The organism is Streptomyces sp. NPDC048295, assembly GCF_040652135.1.
GTDB lineage: Bacteria > Actinomycetota > Actinomycetes > Streptomycetales > Streptomycetaceae > Streptomyces.
This window is the reverse complement of record NZ_JBEZLL010000046.1, coordinates 1-23715: the sequence shown is the minus strand read 5'-3', so window position 1 is coordinate 23715 and position 23715 is coordinate 1. Positions and strand designations below refer to the sequence as shown.

Sequence of the window (23715 nt, the reverse complement as noted above, 5' to 3'; positions counted from 1 at the left end):
GACCTCAACGGAGTGGAGCGCGACAACAGCCATGTATGTCGACATCGCCGCTGGCGCGAAGACGCTCTGGCCGCGTCTCGGCCCCGTCATCGCAGTTGCCGCGCGAGCGCGACACCCTGAGGGCGACTCATCTCGACCGGCTCCCCCGCCCGGTGCCGCACCCGGTGACTCCCGGCGCCGAGCTGACACACCCCCGCGTCCTCGGTGTGCCGTGTCGGCCCCGCACCCCGCGCGGCGATCAACGACCGGTTGGCGCGCTATGGTCCGCAGCTGGAGCGGTGAGTTCGGACCCTGGCCTCCATGTCGGGGCCACCGTGCCGCGCCCGGCCACCAGGGCCGCTGCCGTCTGGGTGGCCGCGGCGACGACCATCAGCAGGAGCGGGGCCCTCCATCCGGAACTGAGCGAGTGGAGGAGGCCGAAGACCACCGGCCCGACGGCCGCAAGCAGATAGCCGATGGACTGCGCCATCGCGGACAGCCCGCCGGCCGAGGCCGCGTCCTGGGCCCGCAGGCTGATGAACGCCAGGGCGAGCACCAGGCAGGCGCCGCCGCCGAGGCCGAGGACCACGGTCCACAGCAGTGCCCACCGAGGCTCCGCGAAGAGGCCGGCATAGCCGACCAGCAGGACCACGGAACAGGCCGTCGCCAACCCCCGCTGGTCCCGCGCCCAGCGCATCGCCCGGGGCACCGCCAGGCTGGTGAGCACGGCTACGATCTGGAACCAGAAGAGCAGCCAGCCGGCCGCCGCCGGGCTGACCCCGTTGTCCTGGAGAACCTGCGGCAGCCAGGTCACGACGACATAGAAGCCCAGTGACTGCAAGCCCATGAAGGCAGTGACCGCCCAGGCCAGTCCGGATCTCCAGGGCAACTGCTGCCCCCTCCGTGCCGGCCCGGCCGGCCCGGAAGTCCGCACCTGCGGCAGCCACACCAGCACTGACACCAGGGCGAAGACCACCCAGAAGCCCAGCGCGGTGTGCCAGCCACCGGGAGCAACCTCGGCGATCGGCACCGCCACTCCGGAGGCCAGAGCTGCCACCCCTCCCATCACCATGGCGTAGGCGCTGGTCAGCAGGCCGACCTTGGTCGGGAAGTCGCGCTTGACGAGGCTCGGCAGCAGTACGTTGCCCACCGCGATGCCCGCGCCGATCAGCACGGTGCCGATGAACAGGCCTGCCGCCGTGGGGATCCAGCGGACCGCGATGCCGATTGTCAGCACCACCAGCGCGCCGCCGAGGAGCCGCTCCTCCCCCCACCGCGCAGCCAGCCTCGGCACCAGCGGCGACAGAGCCGCGAACGCCAGCAGCGGCAGCGTGTTCAGCAGGCCCGCGGCGGCCGGGGCCAGGCCCAGGTCGGACTGCACGCGGTTCAGGAGTGGCCCGACACCGGTCAGACTCGCGCGAAGGTTGGCGGCCACCACCAGCAGCCCCCACACCAACAGCACTTGACCGGCGCGTCGCGTCGACGTGTTCTTCATGCCCTGAGCATCGGTCGGCGGGACGGCGGGTATCCAGATCCTCCTCAGGCCAGCCCCCGCAGGGCCACCCTCGGCTCCTCGCGATCGGCAGCAGGGCCCCTACCCTCAAGACGTGGGCACACCATTGGGCAACTTCATCCGAGCCAAGCGGGACACCGTCCAACCGGGGCCGCTCGGGCTGCCGGAGCGACAACGCCGCCGGTCGCCGGGGCTGCGCCGGCTGGACCTCGCCAACCGGGCCGACGTCAGCGTCGAGTACCTCGCCCGGATCGAGCAGGGCCGCGACCGCAACCCCTCACCGGCAGTGGTGAACGCGCTCGCCGACGCGCTGTGCCTGAACGCATCGGAGCGCAACCACCTGCGCTATCTCGCCAAGATCACCAGTGACTCCTGTGCGGTCGACATCAGGCCCGTGCCACCCTCCCGGCGAGTGCGCGCGCCCGTCCTGCGCACCCTCGAACTGCTCGAACCGGGCGTGGCGATCGTGTCCAACCGGCTGGGCGACGTACTTGCCCACACATCCGGCTACCAGGCGGTCACCGGCGGGACCGGGCTGCTCGATGCCGACCGTCCCAACCTCAACCACTACCTCTTCACCGACCCGCGGGCCCGGACCTTCTTCGCCGACTGGGACGATGTCGCGGACGAGCAGACCTTTGACCTGTGGCAGGCACCGTCCCTGGAGAACCTGGAGTGGCTCACCGCCGGCCTGACCCCCGTCGCAGGCGACGAGTTCACCCGCCGCCTGAACCGGGACACAATGCCGCGCCGTGGCGTCCTCCGGCTCAACCACCCCGGCGGGCATCAGCTCCGGCTGCTCCGCGAGATCCTCGAACTGCCCGGCGACTCCCAACAGCTCGTGGTTTTCCTCCCCGAGGACGAGGCCACTGCCGAGGCCCTGAATCGACTCCCGCGCCGCCCCTTGGGCCGCCTCCGGTCTATCTCCTGACACCGGCACCCACCCCGACCGAAAAGCGCCGTTTCGAACCGCCTCACCCCCGCACACCTCCGTGCGGGGCAACGGCGCGGCGCCCCTCGCCCATGCGGCCGCCGCCGGCCTGAAGAGCGTCCCGGAGGTACTTGGGCACTCCTCGATCACCATCACGGCGGACACGTACACGAGAGCCTGCTCCCCGCGGTACGATCTCGCGATCCCCGAGGCCACCGCCCGCCCTGTACCGCGCGCACGGGTACCTCGCTCCGTGCCGGATGATGCTGATCGGTTGGGTGATATGCGGGGGCTGCCGCCCCGTCCGCTCACGGGGTGCACTGGTCGCGCACCGGGCAGGGACGGCATATCGTGCACCGCCTCCAGCAGCGCGAACCCGTTCCGGCCATGGACCAGGGCCATCTCCTCGCGTTTGCTCATGGAAGCCGGCGGACGCCAGGAGTGCGTCCGCGGGCCGTAGCGTTCGTCCCGTTCCCGGACGGCCACCGCCCCGGCCAGCCAGTCCTGGGCCGCGCAGGCCAGCGTCTCCAGCGCTGCCCACAGCGCTTCCCCGGCCGGCTCCAGCCTGTTCAGATCGCGTACCGCCGCCAGCACGCGGGTGGGCGAGGCAACGCTCCAGGCGGCGGCGACGGGCTCGGTCTCGTCGCGGAACAGGGCGTGGAGTGTACGCACCGAAAGATGATGGTGGGCGGCGATGGCCGACGGGGTGAGTCCGGAGTCGGTCAGGTTGTGCTCGATGAAGGCCTTGACCTCGGCCAGCATCACGGCCTGGCGTGTCTCGACGGGCAGCGTCCCCCGGATGTCGAGCTGAGCGGCGATCGCCGTGGCGGCCAGGTCCACCGTGATAGAGCCGAGACGCGCAAGCTCTGCCGCACCGCAGCTCCCCGCGGCGCCGGGTAGTTGAGCGAGGTACGGGCCGAGTAGTGCGGCAGCGCCAGCATCCGCTCTCAGAGGGACGGCCAGGAGACCGTCGGCCCGTCCCGAGGAAAGGGGAAGGACCTTCCGGGGAAGCCGAAGCAACGTCGGCCGGGTCACCTCGGCAACCGGATCGGCGTCGGCAAGGAACTCGCACGCGAGCGGGTGCGAGCTGGAGAAGACCGTCATGTCCCCGGCGCGGAGGAGGGAGACGCCGGACCTCTGCTCCAGCCGCACCTGCCCTTCGCGGAGAAGGGCCAGGAAATACTCCTCGCGGTCATGGCTACGGATCTGGGCGGCCGAACGGGTGGCGGCCAGGGGGGAGAAGTCGAAGGCGGACACCTGGATGTCAGGCATCTCGACCGCCTCCACCTGTCCCCGGAACGGACCCGGACGCCGACTGCGGGTCGACACTGGCATCACCTCGCGGCTGACCATCTCCGCCCACCACGCCCATCTGTCCGGCTCCGGAACGGAGCCGGTGTCCACCCTCACGACGCCCCGAAGAGAGGTGCCGTCCGTTCCTGCGGCGTCACTGAGCGACATACGCAGATGGTGCCCCGCATATGCGCTCTCTGAGAAGCCGGCTTCCTGCCCGGCGACCGGCGGCGGGCGACCACCGGGGCGGTTCACCCCCGGACGGCCCCGGCCGAAGGGCGCTTTCGATCCGCTGTCGGAGCGCCGGCAGGGGGCTCGGTATCGTCACGGCCTATTGAAAGGCAGCTGGGGACACAGTCACTAGGCAGGCAGGGATGATGCAGGACCGGATGATCTACGGATGCATGAGGCTCGGCGGCGGCTGGGACCGCGAGCCCTACGGCGCGGCCGATGTCAGCCACGCGCAAGCGGTCGTCGAGGCCGTGCTGGAGGCCGGGATCACCGCCTTCGACCACGCCGACATATACCGGCACGGCAAGGCGGAGGCAGTCTTCGGCGAGATCTTGGCCCGCGCCCCCGGGCTGCGGCAGCGGATCACGCTGCAGACGAAGTGCGGCATCCGGGTCGCCGACGGCGACGCGCCCGGCACGTACGACCTGCGCGGGCACAGCATCGTACAGCGGGTGGAGGAGAGCCTGACCCGGTTGCGCACGGACTACCTCGACACCCTGCTGCTGCACCGACCCGATCCGCTGGCGGTCCCCGAGGATGTCGCAACGGCGCTGACCTCTTTGCACCGTCAGGGCTTGGTGCGGCAGTTCGGCGTGTCCAATATGAGTGCCGCTCAGATCGCCCGGCTTCAGAAGCCGTTCGAGTTGCCTCTGATCGCCAACCAACTGGAGATGAGCCTGTACCGCCGGGATTGGCTGGAGGCCGAGATCCTGGTCAACACACCGGGCGCCGCCGAGCTCGGGTTCCCGCTGGGGACGGTGGAGTACTGCCGGGCCAACTCCGTGCGGCTCCAGGCATGGGGTCCGCTGGCCCAGGGCCGGTACACCGACCGCCCCGAGACCGAGGCCGACCGCGCGACCGCCGCTCTGGTTCGGCGCCTCGCCGAGCGGAAGGGCACCACCGCCGAGACGATCGTACTGTGGTGGCTGCAAAGCCACCCGGCGGCGATCGTCCCGGTCATCGGCACCAGCCGTCCCGACCGGATCCGCGCCTGCGGCGACGGCGCCGGGAAGCCGGAGCTCTCCCACGAGGAGTGGTACCAGCTGTGGATCACCGCCCGAGGCGCCAACCTGCCCTGACGGCCGCACGGGTACTCCTGCCGCAGTGGTCGATGCGGTGATCGAGGAGGCGGGACGCGCTCAGGTGGGGCACCGGTCCTGGCCCCTCGGATGGTGGCGTACTTCTCGATGGGCACGGCGCGCTGTATGCGGATGGGAAGTCGAGCCGAAACTCGTCCTTGGCCGGCGGCAACAACGTCTCCGAGTCCACCGTCCGCCGCTGGCACGACGAGCTGATCGGGCTGCTCGCCGCCCAGACGCCGCGCCTGGACCGCACCCTCAAGAAGGTCGCCGAGCAGGGCGGGGAGGTGGTCCTGATCGACGGCACCCTCAGCCTCGTCGTCCTCGGCCTGGTTGCTGCCGGCAGAAACCGCGATCAACAGTGAGTTGACCAGGTCGTTCACGAACGTGCGGCGCTGCGGGACGTCGACCACTCCGACGCCCCGCAGCGCCAGGCCTTCTTCAAAGGGACGACGTGGTCGATGTCGATGCCGCAGGGGCGGACTCGACCGTCCTCCCGTCGTACTCCGAGAACCAGGATCCGCTGATGGCGCGGCACTGATCGTCCTGGACGATGTCCTGCATGCCGATATCGACGGCTCTTGCAGCGTCGGTCGAGGGGCCTTTCATCCGTGCCCACAGATCAAACCCCGCGCGAACGACGTCGGCCGAACCCGGTCATGCGGGTTCGGCCGACGAGCAATACGTGACGCTATGCCGTGGGTCGCAGCAGCCAGCTTCTCCGGATGTGCGGGGACACTGTGCGCCCGGCCCACGCGCAGGTGTACCAACTGCGGTTGCTCCGGTGTCGTCCAGCAGGGTGGCGACGGTCTGCGACAGGGGCTGCGTGGTCGCCCTGGGCAAGGCAACAGCGCCGCGCAACGCCCACCTACGCAAAACGAAGCAGGGGCGGCAACCTCGAATGGTGATCCACTTCCCGAACTACCTTGAGGAGCGGGTACGTTGCCTACGGCCCTACTTTCCGGCCCACTTCCCGCTCGTGGCGATCGCCTTCAGCTGCTGCACGGTCAGCGCAGGTGTCTTTCGTGTGGCCTTCGCGTTCTGAGAACCTGAGTTGAACGTGGAGACCACGACCCGGAGGCCGTCCGTACGGATGGTGTCGGCAGTCCACATCACCACGCCCGCGCCGCCCTTCTCACCCGGGCCCTGACGCGTGACGACCCTTGTCCCGTCCGGCAGCACCTCCGCCCCGGCCCCGAACAGCTCCCCCTCCACGTCCGACATGTTCGGCTGCACGTTGATCTGCACCAGGCTGGCGCCCCTGCCGTCATTCACGACGACATACGCGTATCCCTCGTCACCATGCTCGGAAGCCACCTTCGCGGACACGGGCAGCAGCGACTTGAGCTTCCTCAGGATCGCCTGGCCGTCCTGCCCCTGTGCCGACGGCTGCCGTACGGGCTCCGGGGCCGCCTTTCCCAGGGCATTCATCACGGGCCGCCACTTTTTGGAGACGACGAGTCCCTTCAGCTGCTCAATCGTGAGCGGGGGCTCGGCCCTTGAAACGGCAGCACCCTTCTCTGCGGGCGCGTTCCACTCACTGGCATCCACCGTGTACCCGTCGGGGGTCACGAGATAGGCGTGCCACCACTTGGTGTCTACGCGCTTGTCAGCGTATTCGTACCCGCGCAACACCATCAGGCGCGAACCGTCGGCAAGCGTCTCGTTCCGGCAGGAGTCGTACGGCACGAAGGTCTTGTCGGGGCATTCGAGCTGCTGTTCCGCCTCCACGCCGTCCGGGTCGACGGCGCCGACGCTCACACCGATCGCAGCTTTGCCCTCGCCATCGTCGAAGACGAGGTGCGCCGATGGCCCGAACCGGTCGGCCGTACCGCGCCCTGCCCGCCCGCTGATCTTCCCCTCCGGCAGCAGTCCCTCCAGCCTCTCGATCACCTGCTGCGCCGAGAGCTGCGGCCCCTTGCCGGACGACGCCTTCGTCGAAGGGCCGGTCTGCTGCGCCTTCGGCGGCGCGGCCGAGCCCGCCCCACCGTGCTCAGAGCCGCCGCCGAACGCCCCCGTGATGTACGACGTCCCGAACCCCACGACGGCGAGCGCCGCGACGCTGCCGGTCACGGCCGCGCCCCGCATGCGCCGCAACCTCCGCCTGCCGCGCGCGACGCCGCCCTCCACCAGCGGGCGCCCCTCCACGGCGAAGACCTCACCGGTGCGGTGCAGTGCATCACCGAGCCCGTCTTCGAAGGCGTCCAGGTTCTCCTGCGTTCCAGACATGCCAAACCACCACCATTGCTCGTCATAGTCAGTCGGGCTGATCAGTGCGCGGCGAGCTCTCCGATGCTGTCGCCCAGTTGTTCCCTCAGCCGGGCGAGGGCACGGGTGCTGCGGGTGCGTACGGCTGCGGAGCTGACGTTGAGGACGTCCGCAGTCTCCGTGACGGACCGGTCCTCCCAGTACCGCAGCACGACCACCGCCCGGTCCTTCGCCGGCAGCTTCCGTAGCGCGTCCAGGAGCATGACCCGCAGCGAGGCGTCACCCTGCGAGGCCGTCTCCGAGGCCTCGGGAATCTCGTCGCTCGGCCGCTCTCCCGCCGAACGCCGCCGCTGGTGCGCCAGAAAGACCCGCACAAGAACGGTCTGCGCGTACGCCGCCGGATTGCCGAGCTTCGACGGCCTACCCCAGACCACATACATCCGCCCCAGCGTCTCCTGCACCAGATCCTCGGCAAGATAGGTGTCGCCGCTGGTCAACAGGCACGCCGAACGGAAGAGATGCCCCATGCGGGCCGCCGCGAACTCCCGGAAGGCGCTCTCCTGGGACCGTCTCATCCACTACCCTCCCCTTGTTCTGTCGCCTACACCATTTAGATGCGGTGGATGCGGCAGGATGTTTCACCCGAGTTTGCTTCCTCTGGGGTCAGGCCTCCCCCATCCTCCGCTGTCGATGCTGGTAGCGCTGATCTGCCGGAGCTTCTCGCACATGGCCTCCATGCGCGGCCCGCGCCTCTCGCCGGCCCGGCGGACATCGTGTTGTTCGAGAATACGCAGGGCATTGATCACCGTGACGGCCGTACTCACGGCCCGCGGCAGGCCCATGAAGCCGGGCCTGTCACGTGCTCGTAGGGAGAGACCGGAGCCGGGCTCGATGGTGAAGTGCTCCTCGGCGCCTGCGCTGGAGTGGACCATGGTGTGGTGATGAGTACTGAAGTGGATCCGGTCGAGCACGAGGACCGGTGGGCCCTGGGCCGTCTGGTCCCGCCACGGAACGGGTGAGGTTCCGCGAGATCCGGCTGCGAAGCCCTGAGGATCTGCCGCTTACGGTGCAACGGGGCAACCAGCTGTCCTGTCGCAGCGCAGGTGGCAGTTGACGTGACGCTGACTTGCATAGGTGCCAGATGTTCTGGGACTGCGGGCTGGTGACCATCTCAAACGATCTGGCTTTCGCGGAAGTGATGATGGCGCCAGGCGCCAGGTGGCCCGTCCGTTGTCAGTGGTGCCTGGCAGGGTTCTCTTCGTGAACCTTGAGAAGTTCTGGGAACTCGTGGAGACCTGTCGCCGACAGACGGGAGGCAGAGATGCGCGACTTGCCTGGATTCGTGAGGATCTGTCGCTCAGGTCGCTGGAGGAGATCGTTGAGTTCCAGATGTGCCTGGACCAAGTGACCCATCAGGCTTTCACCTGGGAACTGGGGGCTGCCGCGGAGCGGATCTTCGGCGGCCGGTGTTCGGATGACGACTTCTGCTACTTCGGCCTCTGGATGGTCGGGCTGGGCAAAGAAGCCTTCGGGCGAGCTGTGCTCGACCCTGATGCTCTGGCTGACACTCCTGCTGTCATGCGCCTGACGGGGCGAACTTGGAGGTCCTGGGGCGATGACTGGCCCGGTTGGGAATCGCTCGACTATGTGGCGTTGGAAGCCTTCGGGCTTGTGACCGGGGATCCTGACGAGTGCGGAGATGCCTTCTATGCAGCGGTGCGGACCCGGCGGGGCGAGCACGCGGTCGGCCAGGGGCCGACCGGGAAACGCTGGAACGTCTGGGATGAGGAGGAAGCGGCTCGCAGGCTGCCGAGGTTGAGCGTCATGTTCCCGCTCAGCGCCGACGCATGAGGCGCGACGAGTACGCATTGATCGCTCGTGAGATTTGGCCACGGAATCTGAGACCCCGCAGCAAGCAGCGTAGGTTCCCGTGGGCCTTGTCCTTCAGATGCGCACTGACCTGCCGTTTCTTGGTCCGATTCCATGGTCGTGTCATCGGTCACGTCCCATGTGCGTGTCATTTTCCTCAAGGAGCTGAGGGGTGGCTATGTTCACGAGTCGAGAGTCGTGACAGCACATGTTCACGGGTTTGAGAGGCGTCCTCCCGCCCGGAAGAATGGTGTTCCGAGTTGACAGCACCTACCTCCCTGACCCGCCAGCATCCAGGTGCTCTGGGGAATGATGCAGGTGTACGCCGACACCTGGTGCACGGAACTCCCCCGGGGAGCGCTGGACCTACTCCCAGCGGTGACCGCAGCGCCGAGGCGGGCACGTCCGGGTTCCTGCGTCGGAGGGCCGCACCGTCGCCGATCGGGCCCGATACGTTGGTTGGATGGGAGCCTCTGTGCAGTATGACCGCCCTGGGCACGTGATCTTTCTCAACGGCACATCAAGTGCTGGTAAGACGACCTTGGCCCGCGCGATCCAGGAAGAAAGCGATGAGCCGTACCTGTACTGGGGCATCGATACGCTGTTCTCGATGGTGCCGGAGAAATGGGCCGGCGCCCGCGGCGGGCACTTGAGCTTCGAAGGGTTCCGCTACGACCGGTCGGAGCACGACGAGGACGGCCGTCAGCTGATCAGCATCCGATACGGCGACGTCGGCCGCCGGATGCTTGCCGCAGCCTGTGCGTCGGTCGCCGAGCTGGCACTAAAGGGCTGCAACGTCGTGGTCGACGAGATGCTGCTGGATCCCGATCTGCTGGAGGACTGGCTCCAGGCGCTCTCCGGCGCAGAGGTCTATCTCGTTGGGGTGTACTGCCCGCTCGATGTGCTGGAGGAGCGGGAGGCGGCACGTGGCAATTCGGCGGGCCTGGCGAGGGGGCACCTGCGGACGGTTCATGCCCATGAGGCCAAGTACGACCTGAAGGTCGATACCAGCGAAGTCCCCGCGCAGGAGCTGGCGCGCACGGTTCTTCGGGCTCGCTCGCTGGCCGTAGCAGCGGGGCACTACGGCGGCGGGTGTTGTAGCGCTGCAGCCAGCGGAAGGCATCGAGTCACGCCTCGCGCTCGTTCGACCAGCCCTTCCGGCCCTTGAGCGTCTCTCTTGCAGGTCGCTTCGAAGCGTTCCGCGGCGGCGTTGTCCGCGCTGGACCCGACCGCGCTCATGGTCTGCCGCGCCGCTGCTGACCTGCATGCTTCGGCTTGAAGGTTGCCTGGGCCAACTGCCCTGAGACCGACGCACCGACCAGGCACATCCGGTTCTTCGCAACCATGCATACCGAGCGCCGGGGTGAGCGACTGTCGGCCTGGCTGGATTCCGTCAGACAGGACTACCTCCCCAGCCTTCACAGCCTTGCCGCGGGCATCGACCGCGACGCGAAGCCATCATCGTCGGCCTCAGCCTTCCCTGGAACTCGGGCGTCGTCGAAGGCCATGTCAACTGCATCAAACTGCTCAAGCGCCAGATGGCCGGTCACGCGGGCTTCGACCTCTTGCGGCAACGGGTTCTCATGTCCTGATCACCGAACCAGGCAGGAGGAACTCGATGGCAGCACCGTCTGCGGATATGCGAACCTCGTTCGCTCAGCTGCCGACCGGTTGCCGATGATCAGTGGCGGTACGCGGCTGTCGCGATCTCGACGAAGGATCGGATCAACGGGTTGGTGTCACCTTCATTCCACACCGCGACCACTCGGCTCGGCTTCATGTCGATCAGCGGTACCACGGTCAGCTCTGCGGGCAGATCGTGTCCGAGCGGGGCCAGGCCCACCGTGCCGTTCCACAGCACGGCCTGCAGACATTCCTGGACGGCGCGCACGACTGGGCCCTCGCGCGGCCTGCCGCCGTTCCAGTACGACTGCCAGATGGGGTCGGTGCCCTGCGGGAACTGGAACCAACGGCGGTCGCTCAGCTCGGCCAGCCGCAGCCGGTCGCAGCGGGCCAGCGGATCGTCGGCGCGCAGGACCACGCCGACCGGATCGGTTCGCAGCGCACGTACCGTCAGGGCAGTCTCGTCGAACGGTGCCCGGGTCAGGGCGATGTCGACCAGTCCGGCGGGCAGCCCGCACGTCGGGTCGGTCAGGTCGGTGTCGCGGATGCGGATGTCGATGCCGGGGTGGGTTCGGCGGTAGGCGGCGGCCAGCCTGGACACTCCCGGGTCGGTGCCGTCGCCCAGGATGCCGACGGTGATGGTCGCGGCGCCGGCCGCCGCGCTCACACGTACACGGACGCGGTCGGCATGGTCGAGTAGAGCCCGCGCCTCGTCGAGCAGCACCGTGCCCACCGGAGTGAGCGTGACGCCGGTGGGCGAACGGGCGAAGAGCAGGGCCCCGACCTCGGTCTCCAGTTGCTTGATCGCCCGGCTCAGTGGCGGCTGACTCATGTGCAGTCGGGTGGCGGCCCGGCCGAAGTGGAGTTCCTCGGCGACCGCCACGAAGTAACGCAAGGTCCGTAGCTCCACGCTGCAACAATACCCACGGGGTATCGGCGCTGCGGGATGGGTCTTGGACACCGGCGGGGTCCCGGCGGTGCACTCGTGAGCATGACCGAAGAAGCGAAGACCAGCGAGCCGCAGGCCGACCCCGCCGTATCGGTGGTGGGTCCGGGCGACGGCGAGACGATCGTGCTGGGCACCACGCGCATGCGCGTTCTGGAGGACGGCAGCCACACCGGGCACCGCCTCGCGATCGCCGAGTCCGTCCTCGCCCCGCACACCCAGGGGCCGCCGCAACACCGCCACGCCCAGCACGACGAGGGCTTCTACATCCTCTCCGGCACCATCCGGTTCACCGTCGGGGACGAGGACTACGACGCCACCACGGGCACGCTCGTGATGGTTCCGCCCGGTACCCCTCACACCTTCGCCAATCCGACCGACCAGCCCGCCGTCATGCTCAGCACATTCACCCCCGACCTGTACGTGCAGTACTTCCGAGACCTCCAGGAGGTGCTCGTCAGCGGCCGGCCGCTGACGCAACAGGCCAGCATCGACGCGATGAACCGCTACGCAACCGAGCCCGCCACCGACCTTGCCTGAAGCCGACGGACGGAACGGACCGGCCGCTCTCCATTCGACCGTGGACCATGGGGCCGTGGCTGACCGGCGGGGTCGTAGCGCACCCGTCTTTCGGCGGATCCCCGCCCCCGGACGACCGGCCGGTCCGTCTCCAGGGCTCTTCTGGCCGTCGACGCAATCGACAGGTCCTCGGGAAACCGATGACCGATGAACGGGAGTCATGAACATCGCCTATTGGATCGTCGCGGGACTGCTTGCCCTGTTCTACTTCTACGCAGGCACGCTGAAAGTGATCCGCAGCCGCGATCAGCTCCGCCCGATGATGGCCTGGGTCGACCGCATACCGTTGCCCGCCCTCAGGATGCTGGGGACGGTCGAGATACTCGGTGCGACCGGCCTGGTCCTGCCACCGCTGACCGGCATCATGCCGTCGCTGGCGCCGGCCGCGGCCATCGGCTTCGTCCTCCTGCAGACCTGTGCGATCGCCGTCCACCTGACTGGCGAAGACCGCCGGATCGCACTCAACGTTGGGCTCACCGCCACCGCGTCCGTGGCCATCTGGCTGGCGACCAGGCTGTGATCAGGCAGCGTCCCTGACTGGAGGACGCGAATCCAGGACCAGCGGCTTGAGCTGTCCGATGCAGGAGACGGGGTCCGCCCGCGTTCTCACCCAGCTGGTGTCGCCAAGCGAGTCCATAGCGAAGATCTTGCACGGTGCGCGACGCCGACCTCTCATTGGGGGCCGATCGCTTCCTTCCGTCGAGAGCGGGGTCACCGCCACGGTGCCGGTGCAGGCGCCACTCGAAGGTGTCCGGACAAGGAGATCCGCGGCCGGTTCGAGCTGGACATGAACAGCCGCCTCGATCTGGCCCGGTCCGCCCGCGTGACGGTACCCATGGCTTTGTCCACGAGTTGCGGTTCAGGCACAGCTGCCGTGATGACGGCCTGTCGACCGCTGTGTCGGCCCGGTAAGCACGTGGAAACAGCAGGTCAGCGGGTTGACCCGGCGCGAGCACGCGTAGAGGTGTCGGCGTACGGGTGAACACATACGCGCCCCACCGTGTACGGGATGAAAGTGCACCGTTGTCGATGCGCCGAAGGTGCGGGGCCGTGAGCCTTCCGTCGTCCCGCTCGGGTCGGCGGAGGAGGGTGACACCCAGCCTGTTGTAAAGAAATCTTTCTAAAGATATCTTTACAACGTGTCGAACGATCAGAGGGACGAACCAACGGGAGCCCCGGCCCGCACGACCCGGCTCACCGACCCCCGCGCTCTGCGTGCCTATGCCCATCCCACCCGCATGCGCCTCGTCGGCCTGCTCCGTACCGAAGGCCCCTTCACCGCGACCCGGGCAGCTGAGCTCACCGGCGAATCCGTCGCCAGTTGCTCGTACCACCTGCGGATACTCGCCAAGTACGGGCTGGCCGAGGTCGCGCCGGGCGGTCAGGGCCGCGAGAAACCCTGGCGGGCCACAGCTCGCTTCACCCAGTGGCCCAACCACTCAGAAGACCCGGCCGTCGCGGAGGCCAGCAGGGCACTCGAAACCGCGGTCGCCGAACGCTACTTCGAGCTGATCACCCGCGCCGTCGAAGAGCGCCACGATCTGCCGCGCGAGTGGCAGGAAGCCGAGCACATCGGCGACCAGATGCTCTATCTGACAGCGCAGGAGCTCGCTGACCTCGGCGAAAAACTCGACCGTCTGCTGCGCCCCTACGAGGACCGGCAGGGCGACCCGGCCGCCCGCCCCCAAGGCGCACGGCTCGTCCAGATCATCCGGGCCGCCTTTCCCCTGCCCCAACGGCCCGCTGGTAACGAGGAGACTCACATCGCTCCGGACAGCACGGGCGGCCCGCGATGACGACCCCGGGCCGCCTGTCCCCCACCATCCCCGACCTCCTGCGCAAACGCTCCTTCCGCCGATACTGGGCCGGCCAGAGCATCTCCCTGGTCGGCGATCAGATATCCCAGATCGCCCTCCCTCTCGTCGCCGTCCTCGCCCTCCACGCCGACGCCGCCCAGATGGGCTGGCTCGCCACAGCCCAGCTCATGCCCGCCCTGCTGCTCTCCCTTCCCGCGGGCGCCTGGGCCGACAGCAGAGCGCACCGCCGCCGCGTCATGATCGCCACGGACCTCGCACGGGCCTTGCTCATCGCGTCGGTTCCCATCGCGTACGCCCTGGACGCACTCACCTTCACCCAGCTCTACGCAGTCGCCCTGGGAATCGGAGCGCTGACCGTCCTCTTCGACGTCTGCAACACCATCCTGTTCGTCTCGCTCATTCCCGCCGAGCGCTATATCGAGGGCAACTCCCTCGTCAACGGAAGCCGGGCCATGTCCTTCGTCGCGGGTCCTAGCGCCGGCGGCCTCCTCGTCCAGTTGCTCACCGCGCCGCTCGCGCTCCTCGCCGACGCAGTGACCTATCTGGCCTCCGCCTGCTATCTGGCCCGAATATCCCCCCGCGAACCGTCGGCCGTGCCGCCCGCGAAAGGACACTTCACCGCAGGCCTGCGGTGGATCCTCCGCTCGCGCGTCATGCGCGCCACGTTCGCCGGATCCGCCACGGTTCAGTTCTTCAATTTCATTTTTCACACACTCTTCGTGCTGTACGCCACCGCCGAACTCGGCCTGAGCGCAGGCATGCTGGGGTCGGTGCTCGGAGTCGGCGCGATCGGCGGGCTCGTCGGTGCCGCCCTCACTGGCCGTCTCGTGCGCCGCGTCGGCATCGGGCCCGCCGTCGTCGTCGGCTTCGCGGCCTTCCCGGTCCCACTGCTGCTCGTACCCCTCGCGGACGGCCCGGACACACTTGTCCTCACGCTCCTCTTCCTCGCCGAATTCGGTTCGTGCGCAGGCGCGATGATCGTCGACATCTCGCTGGGCTCACTTCAAACGGCCCTCATCCCCCACGCCCTGCGCGCCCGCGTCAACGGGGCCTACCGCACCCTCACCCACGGCGTGCGCCCGCTGGGCGCTCTCGCGGGAGGAGCACTCGGCACGACTATCGGGCTACGCCCGACACTGTGGATCGCAACGGCCGGGGCCGTGATGTGCCTGGTATGGGTGCTGCCTTCGCCGGTCCCGCGTATCCGCGAGTTGCCCGACACTCCGCCGGAACCAGCACACGGCGCACCATCGGCATCAGCGCCGGCCTCCTCGCCCTCGCCCGGCTAGCCTCGCGTCAGGCCCGTTGAGGACCGGTGGAGCCCCCACCACCTGAGCCTTCCGGTTTTGTCCCGCATTACCAAGGTGCCGGTCGCCACCGTCATGCTCGACAACGCCGGCCACTACCCCCTCGAGGAGCCCGGCCTGCAACAGCTGCAGGACGCCATCGCGGACTTCGTCACCCACCACACCGCCTGACCCCACCTCCCCCTGACCCACCTCGGCCCATCGAGGGTTGAACTGTCCTGCGACTTTTCAGCCGTCCCTGCCCAGTGATCCCTTGTGCACCTCCATGTGTCGTGCGCATCCAAGCGCACGTGATCGACAAATGCTGCTCAAACCCAGGCCCTGGTCCACTCCGTGTGGTCGCGAACACAGGGTGACTGTTGATCTTCGCCTCATGGTGGTTCCAGCGGCCGCAGGCGTTCAGTGCGCGTCCGGCTGGCCGGCCGCGCATGAAGCCGACTCCCCTCATCAGGCCCCTTGGAATCGATCGCCTAGGCTGGCGCGGTGACTGATGAGCAGGAGCGGGTGCAGCCGTCGGGAGTGTGGGCCACGGCGGTCGGGGTGGCCAGGGTGCGGGCGCTGGAGACCGAGCGGGAGAACGCACTGTTCCGCGACCCACTGGCACAGGCCTTCGCCGCCGCCGGTGGCCTGTGGCCTTCCTCGCCGCCGCTGCCCGATGACGAGGCCGCGCGACGCCGCCGCCTGGCCGTGTCGCTCTCCATCGTCATCAGGACGAAGTTCCTCGACGACCTGTTGCAGCAGGCCTCCGCGTCCGGGGTCCGGCAGGTCGTACTGCTCGGCGCGGGGATGGACAGCCGGGCCTTCCGGATGGACTGGGCCGAGGGCACCCGGCTGTTCGAGGTCGACACCGCCGCGCCACTGGGCTTCAAGGCTTCGGTGCTGCGCCAGGAGCGGGCCGTCGCACGCTGCGAGCGGATCACCGTCCCGGTGGATCTGCGTGAGGACTGGCCGGGCGCACTGGCCGCCGCAGGGCACGACCCGGCCATGCCGACCGCGTGGATCGCCGAAGGACTACTGATCTATCTGCCCGAGGAGGCGGTGGAGCTGCTGCTGGCCCGGATCAGCAGGCAGTCGGCGGCAGGCAGTCGGATGGGGCTGACATTGGGCTCGCGCGGCGTGATCGAGCGCTTCAGCACGGACGCCGCGCAGGGATCGGCGGCGTCCATGTGGATCTCGGAGATGCCCGACGACCCGGTGGGCTGGCTGGCCGGGCACGGCTGGGAGGCCGACAGCCACACCCTGCGCGAGCGCGCTGCCGCCTACGGCCGCCCGATCAGCACCCCGCCGCAGCGCGAGGAGCGGCCCGGCGGACTGATCTCGGCGGTCCGCCGGTAGCGCGCTTCCCGGTTCCCTGGATGATCGATTCCAGGGGGGCCTGATGGGGGCGCCAGGGTTCCTGCGCGGCCAGCCAGTCATGCGCATCGTCCAGGCCCATGTTCGTTCCACGCCCAGCGGCGGGGCAGCACGACGACCCCGGATGCGTCCCTGGGACGGCTCACGGTCCTGATCGTGAGGCTGAGATACTTCTTCGCCCAGGCAACAAGCTTTCCGACACACGCGGAGCCCGCCCGGACGATGGTGGACTCGCAGTGGCCGGTGCCGCGGTGGTCGAGGGTGAGGGTGCTGCGGGCGGGGTGGAAGTCGGCGCGCGGACCGGGTCCCAGTGGTCGTCGTCGGCCTGGCCCGCAGGCAGGTCGAGTGGCGCTCCCTTGCATTGGAGCCTGGTAGGCGATGCGGGTCCCGTCGGATGTCGTCGTGTACGTCCTCGGCTGGTTCTCTCAACTCCGTTGTGAGCGGGCACGGTACTCCGCTCTCGCCTCGAACGGCCGTGAACCGCGGGAGGTCTCGGGCGCGGGGGAAGCCGTGGCAAGAGATCACCCCTGCTCATCTGCGAGAGCGTTTCGGGGTTTGTTGGTCTGTGCGGTAGAGGTCGATGGCGAGGGCGACGGCCGCGTGGGTGGCGGGGTGGGGGTCCTGTCGGCGCCAGATGAGGTGGACAGAGACGGGCCCCGCGTCGCGCAGAGGGCGGTAGGTGATGCCGGCGGGGCGGTACTGGGCCGCGGTGGCCTGGGGGGTGACGCCGACACAGCGGCCGGAGGCGATGGCGGCGAGCCAGTCGTCGATGTCGTGGACGTGCTCGGCGGCGGGCCGCTCGGTCTCGGGCCACAAGTTCAAGGTGGTGGTGCCGGTGCGGCGGTCGAGGGCGAGGGTGCGGGTGGCGACTTCGGCCAGGCGGATGCTGCGGCGGCGGGCCCAGGGGTCGTCGGAGGCGAGGGCCAGGTAGCGGTCCTCATGGCCGACGAAGGCATGTGACCAGGGTTTGAGGTCGAGGGCGCTGCGGATGACCGCGAGGTCGCACAGTCCTTCGGCAAGCCCTCCGGTGGATGAGTTGTGGCGGACGAGCCGGAGCTCGATGTCGGGGTGGTCGTGGTGCGCCAGCGGCGCTGGAACTCGGTGGTGTGACGCCCGAAGGCCGACCAGGCGTGACCGATGTGCAGGCGGCTGTGGCCGGATACGGCCTCGGCGACGAGTTCGTCCGCGCCGGCCAGCAGCAGACGGGCACGAGCGAGGACCTGCACACCCGCCACGGTGGGCTCGACCGTGCGGCTGGTGCGGTGCAGCAGCCGCACCCCCAAGGTCTTCTCCAGGGCGAGCAGGGTGCGGGAGACCGCGGCCTGGGAGACGCCCAGCTCCAGGGCGGCGTCCGTGAAGCTGCCGGTGTCGACGATGGCAACCAGGCAGCGCAGGTGCTTAAGCTCCAGCCCTGCACCGTTTCCTCCGCTTTCTCCGCGTGCGTCCATACACTCAGCGTATCGATAGTGGGGTGGATGCATTTTGCGTATCACGTGAAGGGGCGCACGGTGAGGAGATGAAGACCTCACAGGACCTCGCCGTCGACGCGGAGGCACTGGGCCGGGGCGGGAACCGCCCACTGACCGGCTCACTCTCGATGCGGCGCGGCTTCGCCTTCCTCGCCTTCGCCGGAATCGCCTGGGGAACCACCGGTGCGGCCGTGGAGGTCATCTACCGGACCAGCGACCTGGGGCCCATGGCCATCTCGTTCTGGCGCTTCCTGGCCGGAGCGGTGCTGCTGCTGCCCGTCCGGGCCCTGCGCCCGCCCCGCAACGCAGCCCGCGCACCGCAGCCTGCCGGGCGGCGTGCGCTGCTGCTGGTGGGCACCGGCACCGGGCTGGCCGTCTTCCAGACCGCCTACTTCGCCGCCGTGCGGGACACCGGCCTGGCGGTGGGCACCATCGTCTCGCTCGGCGCCGCACCGGTGTTCACGGCCGTCGGCGGGCGCCTGTTCCTGGGCGAGCGCATCGGCCGCGCCGGCGTACTGGCCTTTGCCGGTGCGCTCGCCGGACTGACCGTGCTCGTACTGGGCAACCAGCCCGGCGTTGTCCACCCCGCGGGCATGGCGGCTGCGCTGCTGTCAGCCGCCGGTTACGCCGTCTCCAACCTGCTGGGCCGGTGGACCGGACGGCACGGCACCGGCGAGGGCGCCTTCACCCTCACCCTGTGGTCCTTCCTCATCGGCGCGGCCGTGATGCTGCCGCCGGCCTTCGCCGAGGGCCTTCTCCCACACGGCGGGAACTTCACCGAGGCGGCGCTGCTGATGCTCTACGTCGCCGCCATCACCACAGCGCTCGCCTACCCGCTGTACTTCGCCGGCGTGGGCCTACTCAGGGCCGCCACCGCTTCGGTGGTGATGCTCCTCGAACCGGTCAGCGCCGCCGTCCTGGCCGTGCTGTTCCTTGACGAACGACTCACCGCGGGCACCGTCGCGGGCACGGTGATCCTGCTCGGGGCCATCGCCTCCCTCGCCCTCTCCGAGTCCAGACTGCGGGCCCGGCCCGAGACACCGTGAGATGACACAAGGCCCGCGGGGTGTCGGTCCTCGCCGACGTCGTCTTCGCCGGCTTCCGGTGCATCCGGTTCGCGCAGGGGCCGCAGTGGCCGCAGTGGCCGCAGTGGGCCGACTGCCGCAGGCGAGGCCGTGAAGCTGTGGCAGCCGGGCGGGTTCAGGTTGCGGTGCTCGATCGGGCGGGGAGAACTGGGCGCTTTCCTCGTCCCGCGATCTCGTGGGGCCAGCACTCGGTCGAGGCGGGATCGTCGGGGTGATGCTTGGCGCCGGGAGATTCGAAGTCTGCGGTGCCGTGGACGGGGATCGAGTGCCATCCGAACGGACAGCGCCATAGGTTCGACAGGGAGAAAGTCGTGCCGACCCCAAAGGCCAGGCGCGGATTGCGGAGCACCGGGAAGGCAGTGGAGCAGGGAGGTATCCGGAGCTCCGGCACAAGTCCGCGGGCGGCTGGTCGGTGTGTCGGTTGCTTCCGTTCCGCCCGCTGGACGATGCTCCGTGAGGGGGTCCGCAGCGGGAAAGGAGCCCTCGGTGGGCTGGAGAAAGCGTCACCCTGGCTGGTCCTTTCGCACGCCGACGACTGCGGTGGCACTGGTCGGTTGCGCCCTGCTGGGGCCCGGTTGCTCGGCTGTGCCCGATTCGGCTCCCGGGGCGGGTACGACGGCCGGGGCGTCCCGTCCGGGCGCCCACGCGAAGGATCCCGGGCAGTGCCGTCGCACCCTGGTCGGCGTGGCGCATCCTGATGACGACCTGGCCTTTCTGAACCCGGAGATCAGAGACACCATCCGCGCCGGGTGCCCGGTCGACACGGTGTATCTGACCGCCGGCGACGACGCCAAGAAGAACCGGGTCGAGGCATTGGAGTACGTGGACCGCAGAGAGTACGGGGTGCGGGCGGCCTACGCGGAGATGGCGGAGGCGGCCAACCGCTGGGAACGGTCGGATGTGCAGGCGGACGGTGTCCGGGTCAGGTCCTACCGGCTCGCGGACGACGCCAGGGACACCGATGTGCGGCTGACGTTCCTGGACCTCCATGACGGACTGCCGCACGGCCAGGACGCGAACAGCCTGCTGAAGCTGTTCGACCGGGACAAGAAGAGCATCGAGCCGTTCCAGAGCACCGCGAGCTACACGGAGGACCGGCTGCTCGCGGTGGTGTCCGCACTGGTCCGGCTGAGCCGGGCAGAGCGCATCCTGACGATGGATCACGACAACGCCTCGTTCGCCTTCGGGCTCGGCGGCGGTGTCGACCACGCCGACCACGGCATCGGCGCCCGGTACTTCCGCAGGGTGGGCTACGCGCTCGGGGTTCCCGTGTCGGCCTACCTCGGCTACACCATGTCGCCGCTCGCACCGAACCTCACCCCGGGGGCCTCGGCCGAGAAGGACGAGGTGGCGCGCTGGTATCTCGCCAGCCGGAAGTGCCGGGCCACCGGGACGTGCGCGAACGTCACCGCCTACAAAGGCCCGCTCCAGAAGGACTGGAGTCTGTGGATCCACCGGCAGTACCAGCAGACCCCCCGGTCCCCGCGCTCCGGGGAGATCCTCGGGGACATCGGCCGGACGACGTACTTCACCGGGAGGGAACCGTCACAGTGCCTCCACACCACCACCGGGCCGTCGAACGCCGGTACGGCCGACATCCGCGGCTGTGACGGGTCCGCCGCGCAGAAGTGGGACATGAGGAAGGACGGGACGATCAGGCCACGGCTCGACCGCGAATCGTGTCTGACCGCGAACTCATCGGCCGTCGGACTTGAGCGATGCGAGGACGGTCGCGGAAGCCAACGATGGACCCGTGAGCCGTGGCAGAGCTCGACCTGGAAACGTAACGCCTGGCGGATCGTCAGCAGTGACCACCACTGTCTGTTCCAGGACGACCGCGAACTCCCCGCCCGCTGGAACGACCGCGACCGGCAGAACCCCGAGCTGAAGCTCTCCGACTGCGGCACGCAGCCTCGGCCCGAACTCTACTGGCGCTGGAGTGGCTGAGCACGCACGGCCTCGGCCGGCGCCTCACCGAATCGCGCCAGGAGCAGCTCTACTGACCCGCTGGTCGGCCGAGTGCCCTGCGGTTCGCCTCGCCCTCGCCGGCCTCGCCGTCGTCTTCCCAACGGACCGCACCCTGCCCGCACTGGCACCGCGCCTGCAGACCTTCACACACCAGCACCTCCAGGGAACCGACATCGGCGACTACGTGCGGTTCGTCCTCGTGCCGGCCGCCCAGGACGACGACCAGATCCTTGCGGTGACAGAGAAGCTCACTGACGCCTGCTGGACGGGAACAGCGCGCGGAGTGCCGGCACGGGCACGATCCCTCCACCTCCTCGGCCAGATGCTGACCAGGGTCGGAGCCGGACTCACCCGGCCACGCTCCGGGCAGTGACACCCCGCAGGCACGACGAGCGACGCACCGCCCGTCGCTCGCGCTGCTATTTCGCGTGAACGTTCACGCGCCTCAAGATCCGCAGCTGCTGCCCGAACCAGCGGACAAACGCTGCCCTGGAAACGAACGAAGCCGACCTGCGCCCAGGGGCACCGTCACCGCCCCATCCGGGACCCTCGTGCTCGGGATGGCGGCCTGGAGCGACTACGGGCCGCAGATCGGCCGGCGCTGTCCGACCGGGCCCGGGCCGCGGCAGCCGCCGACGGCGGCCACCTGCACGGAGCCGACGGCAGCGAGTTGACGCAGATCCCCCACCGCCTCGACATCAGGCCCGGTGCCATCCGGGCCACGGAGGCCGGCCGGCTGAAACGGCCCAGCAGGCTCGAGCCCTCAGTGGTGGATCGGGAAGGATGCCTGGAACGCCAGGCGCTCGTCTGCTGCGTCGCCGATGTCGGCGAGAAGCCCGTCAAGCGCGATGAACTCCTCCCAGGCCGCCCGGCCTGTTGCTTCGGCCAGCCGAGCCACGACGAGATCCTCCAGGTCGGAAACACGCTTGTTCTTCCAGATCTTGTCAGCGAGGCTGACCAGCAGGTCGGCCAGTCCGACCCGTACGTCCGTCCACGACGCGTGAGTCGCGGCGAAGCGCGCCAGTTCCGGGCTGATGCCGTGGCGGAGCAGAAGAGCCTGCCCGGCTTCCTCGTGCGCCGATCCGGGCCCGGAGAGCTCGGTGATGTGCACGGTCTTCCCCACGTCGTGCGTGGCCGCCCCGAAGAGCACTGCCTCCCGGTCGAAGACAACATCGGGGTAGCGCTGTTCCACCCAGTCGACCAACTGGTGTGCGACGTCATGGACGGCACGCAGGTGAGCTGCCAGTCGCGGCGGACTTCCCAGCTCTGACAGAAGTTCTGTGACACGGTCCGGCAGAGGGAGCAGTGGCGGGTCGACGGTGCTGCTCATGGCCTTGGACAAGGCAGTGCTGGTGTTCACCGCGCCAGGGTACTGACCACAGCCTCTTCCTGTGTCCGTGAGCGGATTCCTCACCGGGACGACCAGAGCCGCGCCTCGCGATCCGCCCGACCTGCGCACCTGCCGTGTCGTGCAGGTGGTCCGCCCAACTGTCCGGTGAAGGGGGCTCAACACGATGAGACCGCGACAGTGGTCCCGATTCCTGCTCACCGCGCCGCTCCACAGAGGGCGACGCCCGCCTCTGGGCCCGGGACCACAAGACCGAATACGCACCGCAACTTTGCGGCTGCGTCCCCGAAGCAACGGGCCACGCACCAACGGCTACATCACGACCGATGGCAATGCCGGCGCCGGGTTCGGTGACCGGCCACGCCTCGACAACGATTGATCGCAACTCTGGCCGCTGAAAGCCACTTGTCACTTTCGCAGCAGCTTCGGGAGTGCAGGGCCATCGTCACTGCGGCAGCGGTCGATCCTGGCAGGAAAGCCGACGGATGGCTCGTTCGTTGTGTTCGGGAAGCGCGTGTGTCAGCTCTTTCGGTAGGACGCGTCCAGGTCGGGGATCTCGACGGAGGCGTGCAGGGTGACGCCGTCGACTGGCTCCACCTGGGCGGCGACCAGGGCGAGCACTGCGGCCGCGAGGCGGGCCTTGGTCGCGTCGGTGCGGCCGTGGAGCAGGCCGATCTCGACGTGGAGGACGGCATGGCCCTCGGTCTCGGTCCCGGCGGTGAAGTCCTCGACCCGGCGGAAGCGGGTCTTGCAAGCCTCCATGCGGGCGTTGACGGTGTCGACGACGATCGGGTGCAGGGCGAGCGCGAAGGCCGGGCGGTCGAAGGCTGCGTCGAGCGAGCCGGAGTAGTCGACGGTGATCTGTGGCATGGCGGGCAGCTCCTCGAATGGGATCACGTGATCGGCTCCCACCCTACGGAAGGCAGCTCGGCCAACTGATACCGCTCCATTCTGGATCACGCCCTGCTATGGCTTCAGCTCAGGCAGTAGCCCGAGGGGGAGAGGTCGGTGGCACGGTGCCGCTAGGGCCATTCGTTTGGATCACCGGGCAGACCAAAGGAAGATCCCTGCGATATGGAGTCCGGCCAGATAGACGGTCGCGGTCTTCTCGTAGCGG

At 68.9% G+C, this 23715-nt stretch carries 20 protein-coding genes and 4 pseudogenes; 15 read left to right on the top strand and 9 right to left on the bottom strand.

Annotation, left to right across the window (positions count from 1 at the left end):
• Positions 1–238: 238 nt before the first annotated feature.
• Complete coding sequence (locus tag AB0D53_RS39545; protein ID WP_362454203.1) at positions 239–1474, bottom strand: MFS transporter; 1236 nt, start codon at positions 1472–1474, stop codon at positions 239–241.
• 112 nt (positions 1475–1586) lie between these two features.
• Here AB0D53_RS39545 and AB0D53_RS39540 point away from each other — a divergent pair, with 112 nt between their 5' ends.
• Positions 1587–2423: a helix-turn-helix transcriptional regulator gene (locus AB0D53_RS39540; protein ID WP_362454202.1), complete on the top strand. Its 837-nt coding sequence runs from the start codon at positions 1587–1589 to the stop codon at positions 2421–2423.
• An 828-nt stretch (positions 2424–3251) separates the two neighbouring features.
• On the opposite strand, the pseudogene AB0D53_RS39535 reads toward AB0D53_RS39540, so the two are convergent.
• Positions 3252–3776: pseudogene (locus AB0D53_RS39535) on the bottom strand (AraC family transcriptional regulator); the annotation flags it as partial.
• Between the two features lie 314 nt (positions 3777–4090).
• Between AB0D53_RS39535 and AB0D53_RS39530 the strand changes: the two are divergent.
• Together AB0D53_RS39530 and AB0D53_RS39525 are read left to right on the top strand one after the other, a co-directional pair.
• Positions 4091–5026: an aldo/keto reductase gene (locus AB0D53_RS39530; RefSeq protein WP_362454201.1), complete on the top strand. Its 936-nt coding sequence runs from the start codon at positions 4091–4093 to the stop codon at positions 5024–5026.
• A 158-nt stretch (positions 5027–5184) separates the two neighbouring features.
• A complete protein-coding gene (locus AB0D53_RS39525; RefSeq protein ID WP_362454200.1) occupies positions 5185–5391 on the top strand; it encodes a hypothetical protein in 207 nt (68 codons plus the stop codon).
• 589 nt (positions 5392–5980) lie between these two features.
• Here the strand turns inward: AB0D53_RS39525 and AB0D53_RS39520 are convergent.
• Positions 5981–7255, bottom strand: a complete 1275-nt coding sequence (locus AB0D53_RS39520) for a hypothetical protein (protein ID WP_362454199.1) — start codon at positions 7253–7255, stop codon at positions 5981–5983.
• A 41-nt stretch (positions 7256–7296) separates the two neighbouring features.
• Positions 7297–7809, bottom strand: a complete 513-nt coding sequence (locus tag AB0D53_RS39515; RefSeq protein WP_362454198.1) for a SigE family RNA polymerase sigma factor — start codon at positions 7807–7809, stop codon at positions 7297–7299.
• A 685-nt stretch (positions 7810–8494) separates the two neighbouring features.
• On the opposite strand from AB0D53_RS39515, the gene AB0D53_RS39510 reads away from it, so the two are divergent.
• The 3 genes and pseudogenes from AB0D53_RS39510 to AB0D53_RS39500 form a co-directional block, all read left to right on the top strand.
• Positions 8495–9085, top strand: coding sequence for a DUF4240 domain-containing protein (locus AB0D53_RS39510; RefSeq protein ID WP_362454197.1), 591 nt, complete (start codon positions 8495–8497; stop codon positions 9083–9085).
• A gap of 517 nt (positions 9086–9602) precedes the next feature.
• On the top strand, positions 9603–10271 hold the full coding sequence (locus AB0D53_RS39505; RefSeq protein ID WP_362454196.1) for an AAA family ATPase: 669 nt from the start codon (positions 9603–9605) through the stop codon (positions 10269–10271).
• A gap of 260 nt (positions 10272–10531) precedes the next feature.
• Positions 10532–10695: pseudogene (locus AB0D53_RS39500) on the top strand (ISL3 family transposase); the annotation flags it as partial.
• 89 nt (positions 10696–10784) lie between these two features.
• Here the strand turns inward: AB0D53_RS39500 and AB0D53_RS39495 are convergent.
• Entirely contained in the window at positions 10785–11636 is an 852-nt protein-coding gene (locus AB0D53_RS39495) for a LysR substrate-binding domain-containing protein (RefSeq protein ID WP_362454195.1), read from the bottom strand.
• Between the two features lie 81 nt (positions 11637–11717).
• Between AB0D53_RS39495 and AB0D53_RS39490 the strand changes: the two genes are divergently transcribed.
• From AB0D53_RS39490 to AB0D53_RS39465, 6 genes are all read left to right on the top strand, one after another.
• On the top strand, positions 11718–12212 hold the full coding sequence (locus AB0D53_RS39490; RefSeq protein WP_362454194.1) for a cupin domain-containing protein: 495 nt from the start codon (positions 11718–11720) through the stop codon (positions 12210–12212).
• Positions 12213–12411: 199 nt separating this feature from the next.
• Entirely contained in the window at positions 12412–12771 is a 360-nt protein-coding gene (locus AB0D53_RS39485) for a DoxX family protein (protein ID WP_362454193.1), read from the top strand.
• A gap of 619 nt (positions 12772–13390) precedes the next feature.
• On the top strand, positions 13391–14047 hold the full coding sequence (locus tag AB0D53_RS39480; protein WP_362454192.1) for a helix-turn-helix domain-containing protein: 657 nt from the start codon (positions 13391–13393) through the stop codon (positions 14045–14047).
• Positions 14044–15357, top strand: a complete 1314-nt coding sequence (locus tag AB0D53_RS39475) for an MFS transporter (protein WP_362454191.1) — start codon at positions 14044–14046, stop codon at positions 15355–15357. Before AB0D53_RS39480 ends, AB0D53_RS39475 begins: the two co-directional genes overlap by 4 nt.
• A gap of 57 nt (positions 15358–15414) precedes the next feature.
• Positions 15415–15546, top strand: a complete 132-nt coding sequence (locus tag AB0D53_RS39470; RefSeq protein WP_362454190.1) for a hypothetical protein — start codon at positions 15415–15417, stop codon at positions 15544–15546.
• Between the two features lie 312 nt (positions 15547–15858).
• Complete coding sequence (locus tag AB0D53_RS39465; RefSeq protein WP_362454189.1) at positions 15859–16710, top strand: class I SAM-dependent methyltransferase; 852 nt, start codon at positions 15859–15861, stop codon at positions 16708–16710.
• A gap of 84 nt (positions 16711–16794) precedes the next feature.
• On the opposite strand, the pseudogene AB0D53_RS39460 reads toward AB0D53_RS39465, so the two are convergent.
• Positions 16795–16967: pseudogene (locus tag AB0D53_RS39460) on the bottom strand (IS5/IS1182 family transposase); the annotation flags it as partial.
• 292 nt (positions 16968–17259) lie between these two features.
• Positions 17260–18176 (bottom strand): annotated as a pseudogene (locus tag AB0D53_RS39455) (LysR family transcriptional regulator).
• A gap of 149 nt (positions 18177–18325) precedes the next feature.
• On the opposite strand from AB0D53_RS39455, the gene AB0D53_RS39450 reads away from it, so the two are divergent.
• The 3 genes from AB0D53_RS39450 to AB0D53_RS39440 all read left to right on the top strand — a co-directional run bounded on the left by AB0D53_RS39450 (position 18326) and on the right by AB0D53_RS39440 (position 21623).
• Positions 18326–19243 carry an EamA family transporter gene (locus AB0D53_RS39450; protein ID WP_362454223.1) on the top strand — a complete coding sequence of 306 codons (918 nt, stop codon included), beginning with the start codon at positions 18326–18328 and terminating at the stop codon, positions 19241–19243.
• 723 nt (positions 19244–19966) lie between these two features.
• A complete protein-coding gene (locus tag AB0D53_RS39445; protein WP_362454188.1) occupies positions 19967–21229 on the top strand; it encodes a ricin-type beta-trefoil lectin domain protein in 1263 nt (420 codons plus the stop codon).
• Positions 21222–21623 carry a hypothetical protein gene (locus tag AB0D53_RS39440; RefSeq protein ID WP_362454187.1) on the top strand — a complete coding sequence of 134 codons (402 nt, stop codon included), beginning with the start codon at positions 21222–21224 and terminating at the stop codon, positions 21621–21623. Before AB0D53_RS39445 ends, AB0D53_RS39440 begins: the two co-directional genes overlap by 8 nt.
• Before the next feature lie 390 nt (positions 21624–22013).
• On the opposite strand, the gene AB0D53_RS39435 is transcribed toward AB0D53_RS39440, so the two are convergent.
• Together AB0D53_RS39435 and AB0D53_RS39430 are read right to left on the bottom strand one after the other, a co-directional pair.
• The gene (locus AB0D53_RS39435) at positions 22014–22580 is read right to left on the bottom strand and encodes a phosphohydrolase (protein ID WP_362454222.1); all 567 of its coding nucleotides are present in this window, start codon (positions 22578–22580) and stop codon (positions 22014–22016) included.
• Between the two features lie 537 nt (positions 22581–23117).
• A complete protein-coding gene (locus AB0D53_RS39430; RefSeq protein ID WP_362454186.1) occupies positions 23118–23468 on the bottom strand; it encodes an isomerase in 351 nt (116 codons plus the stop codon).
• Between the last annotated feature and the right edge of the window lie 247 nt (positions 23469–23715).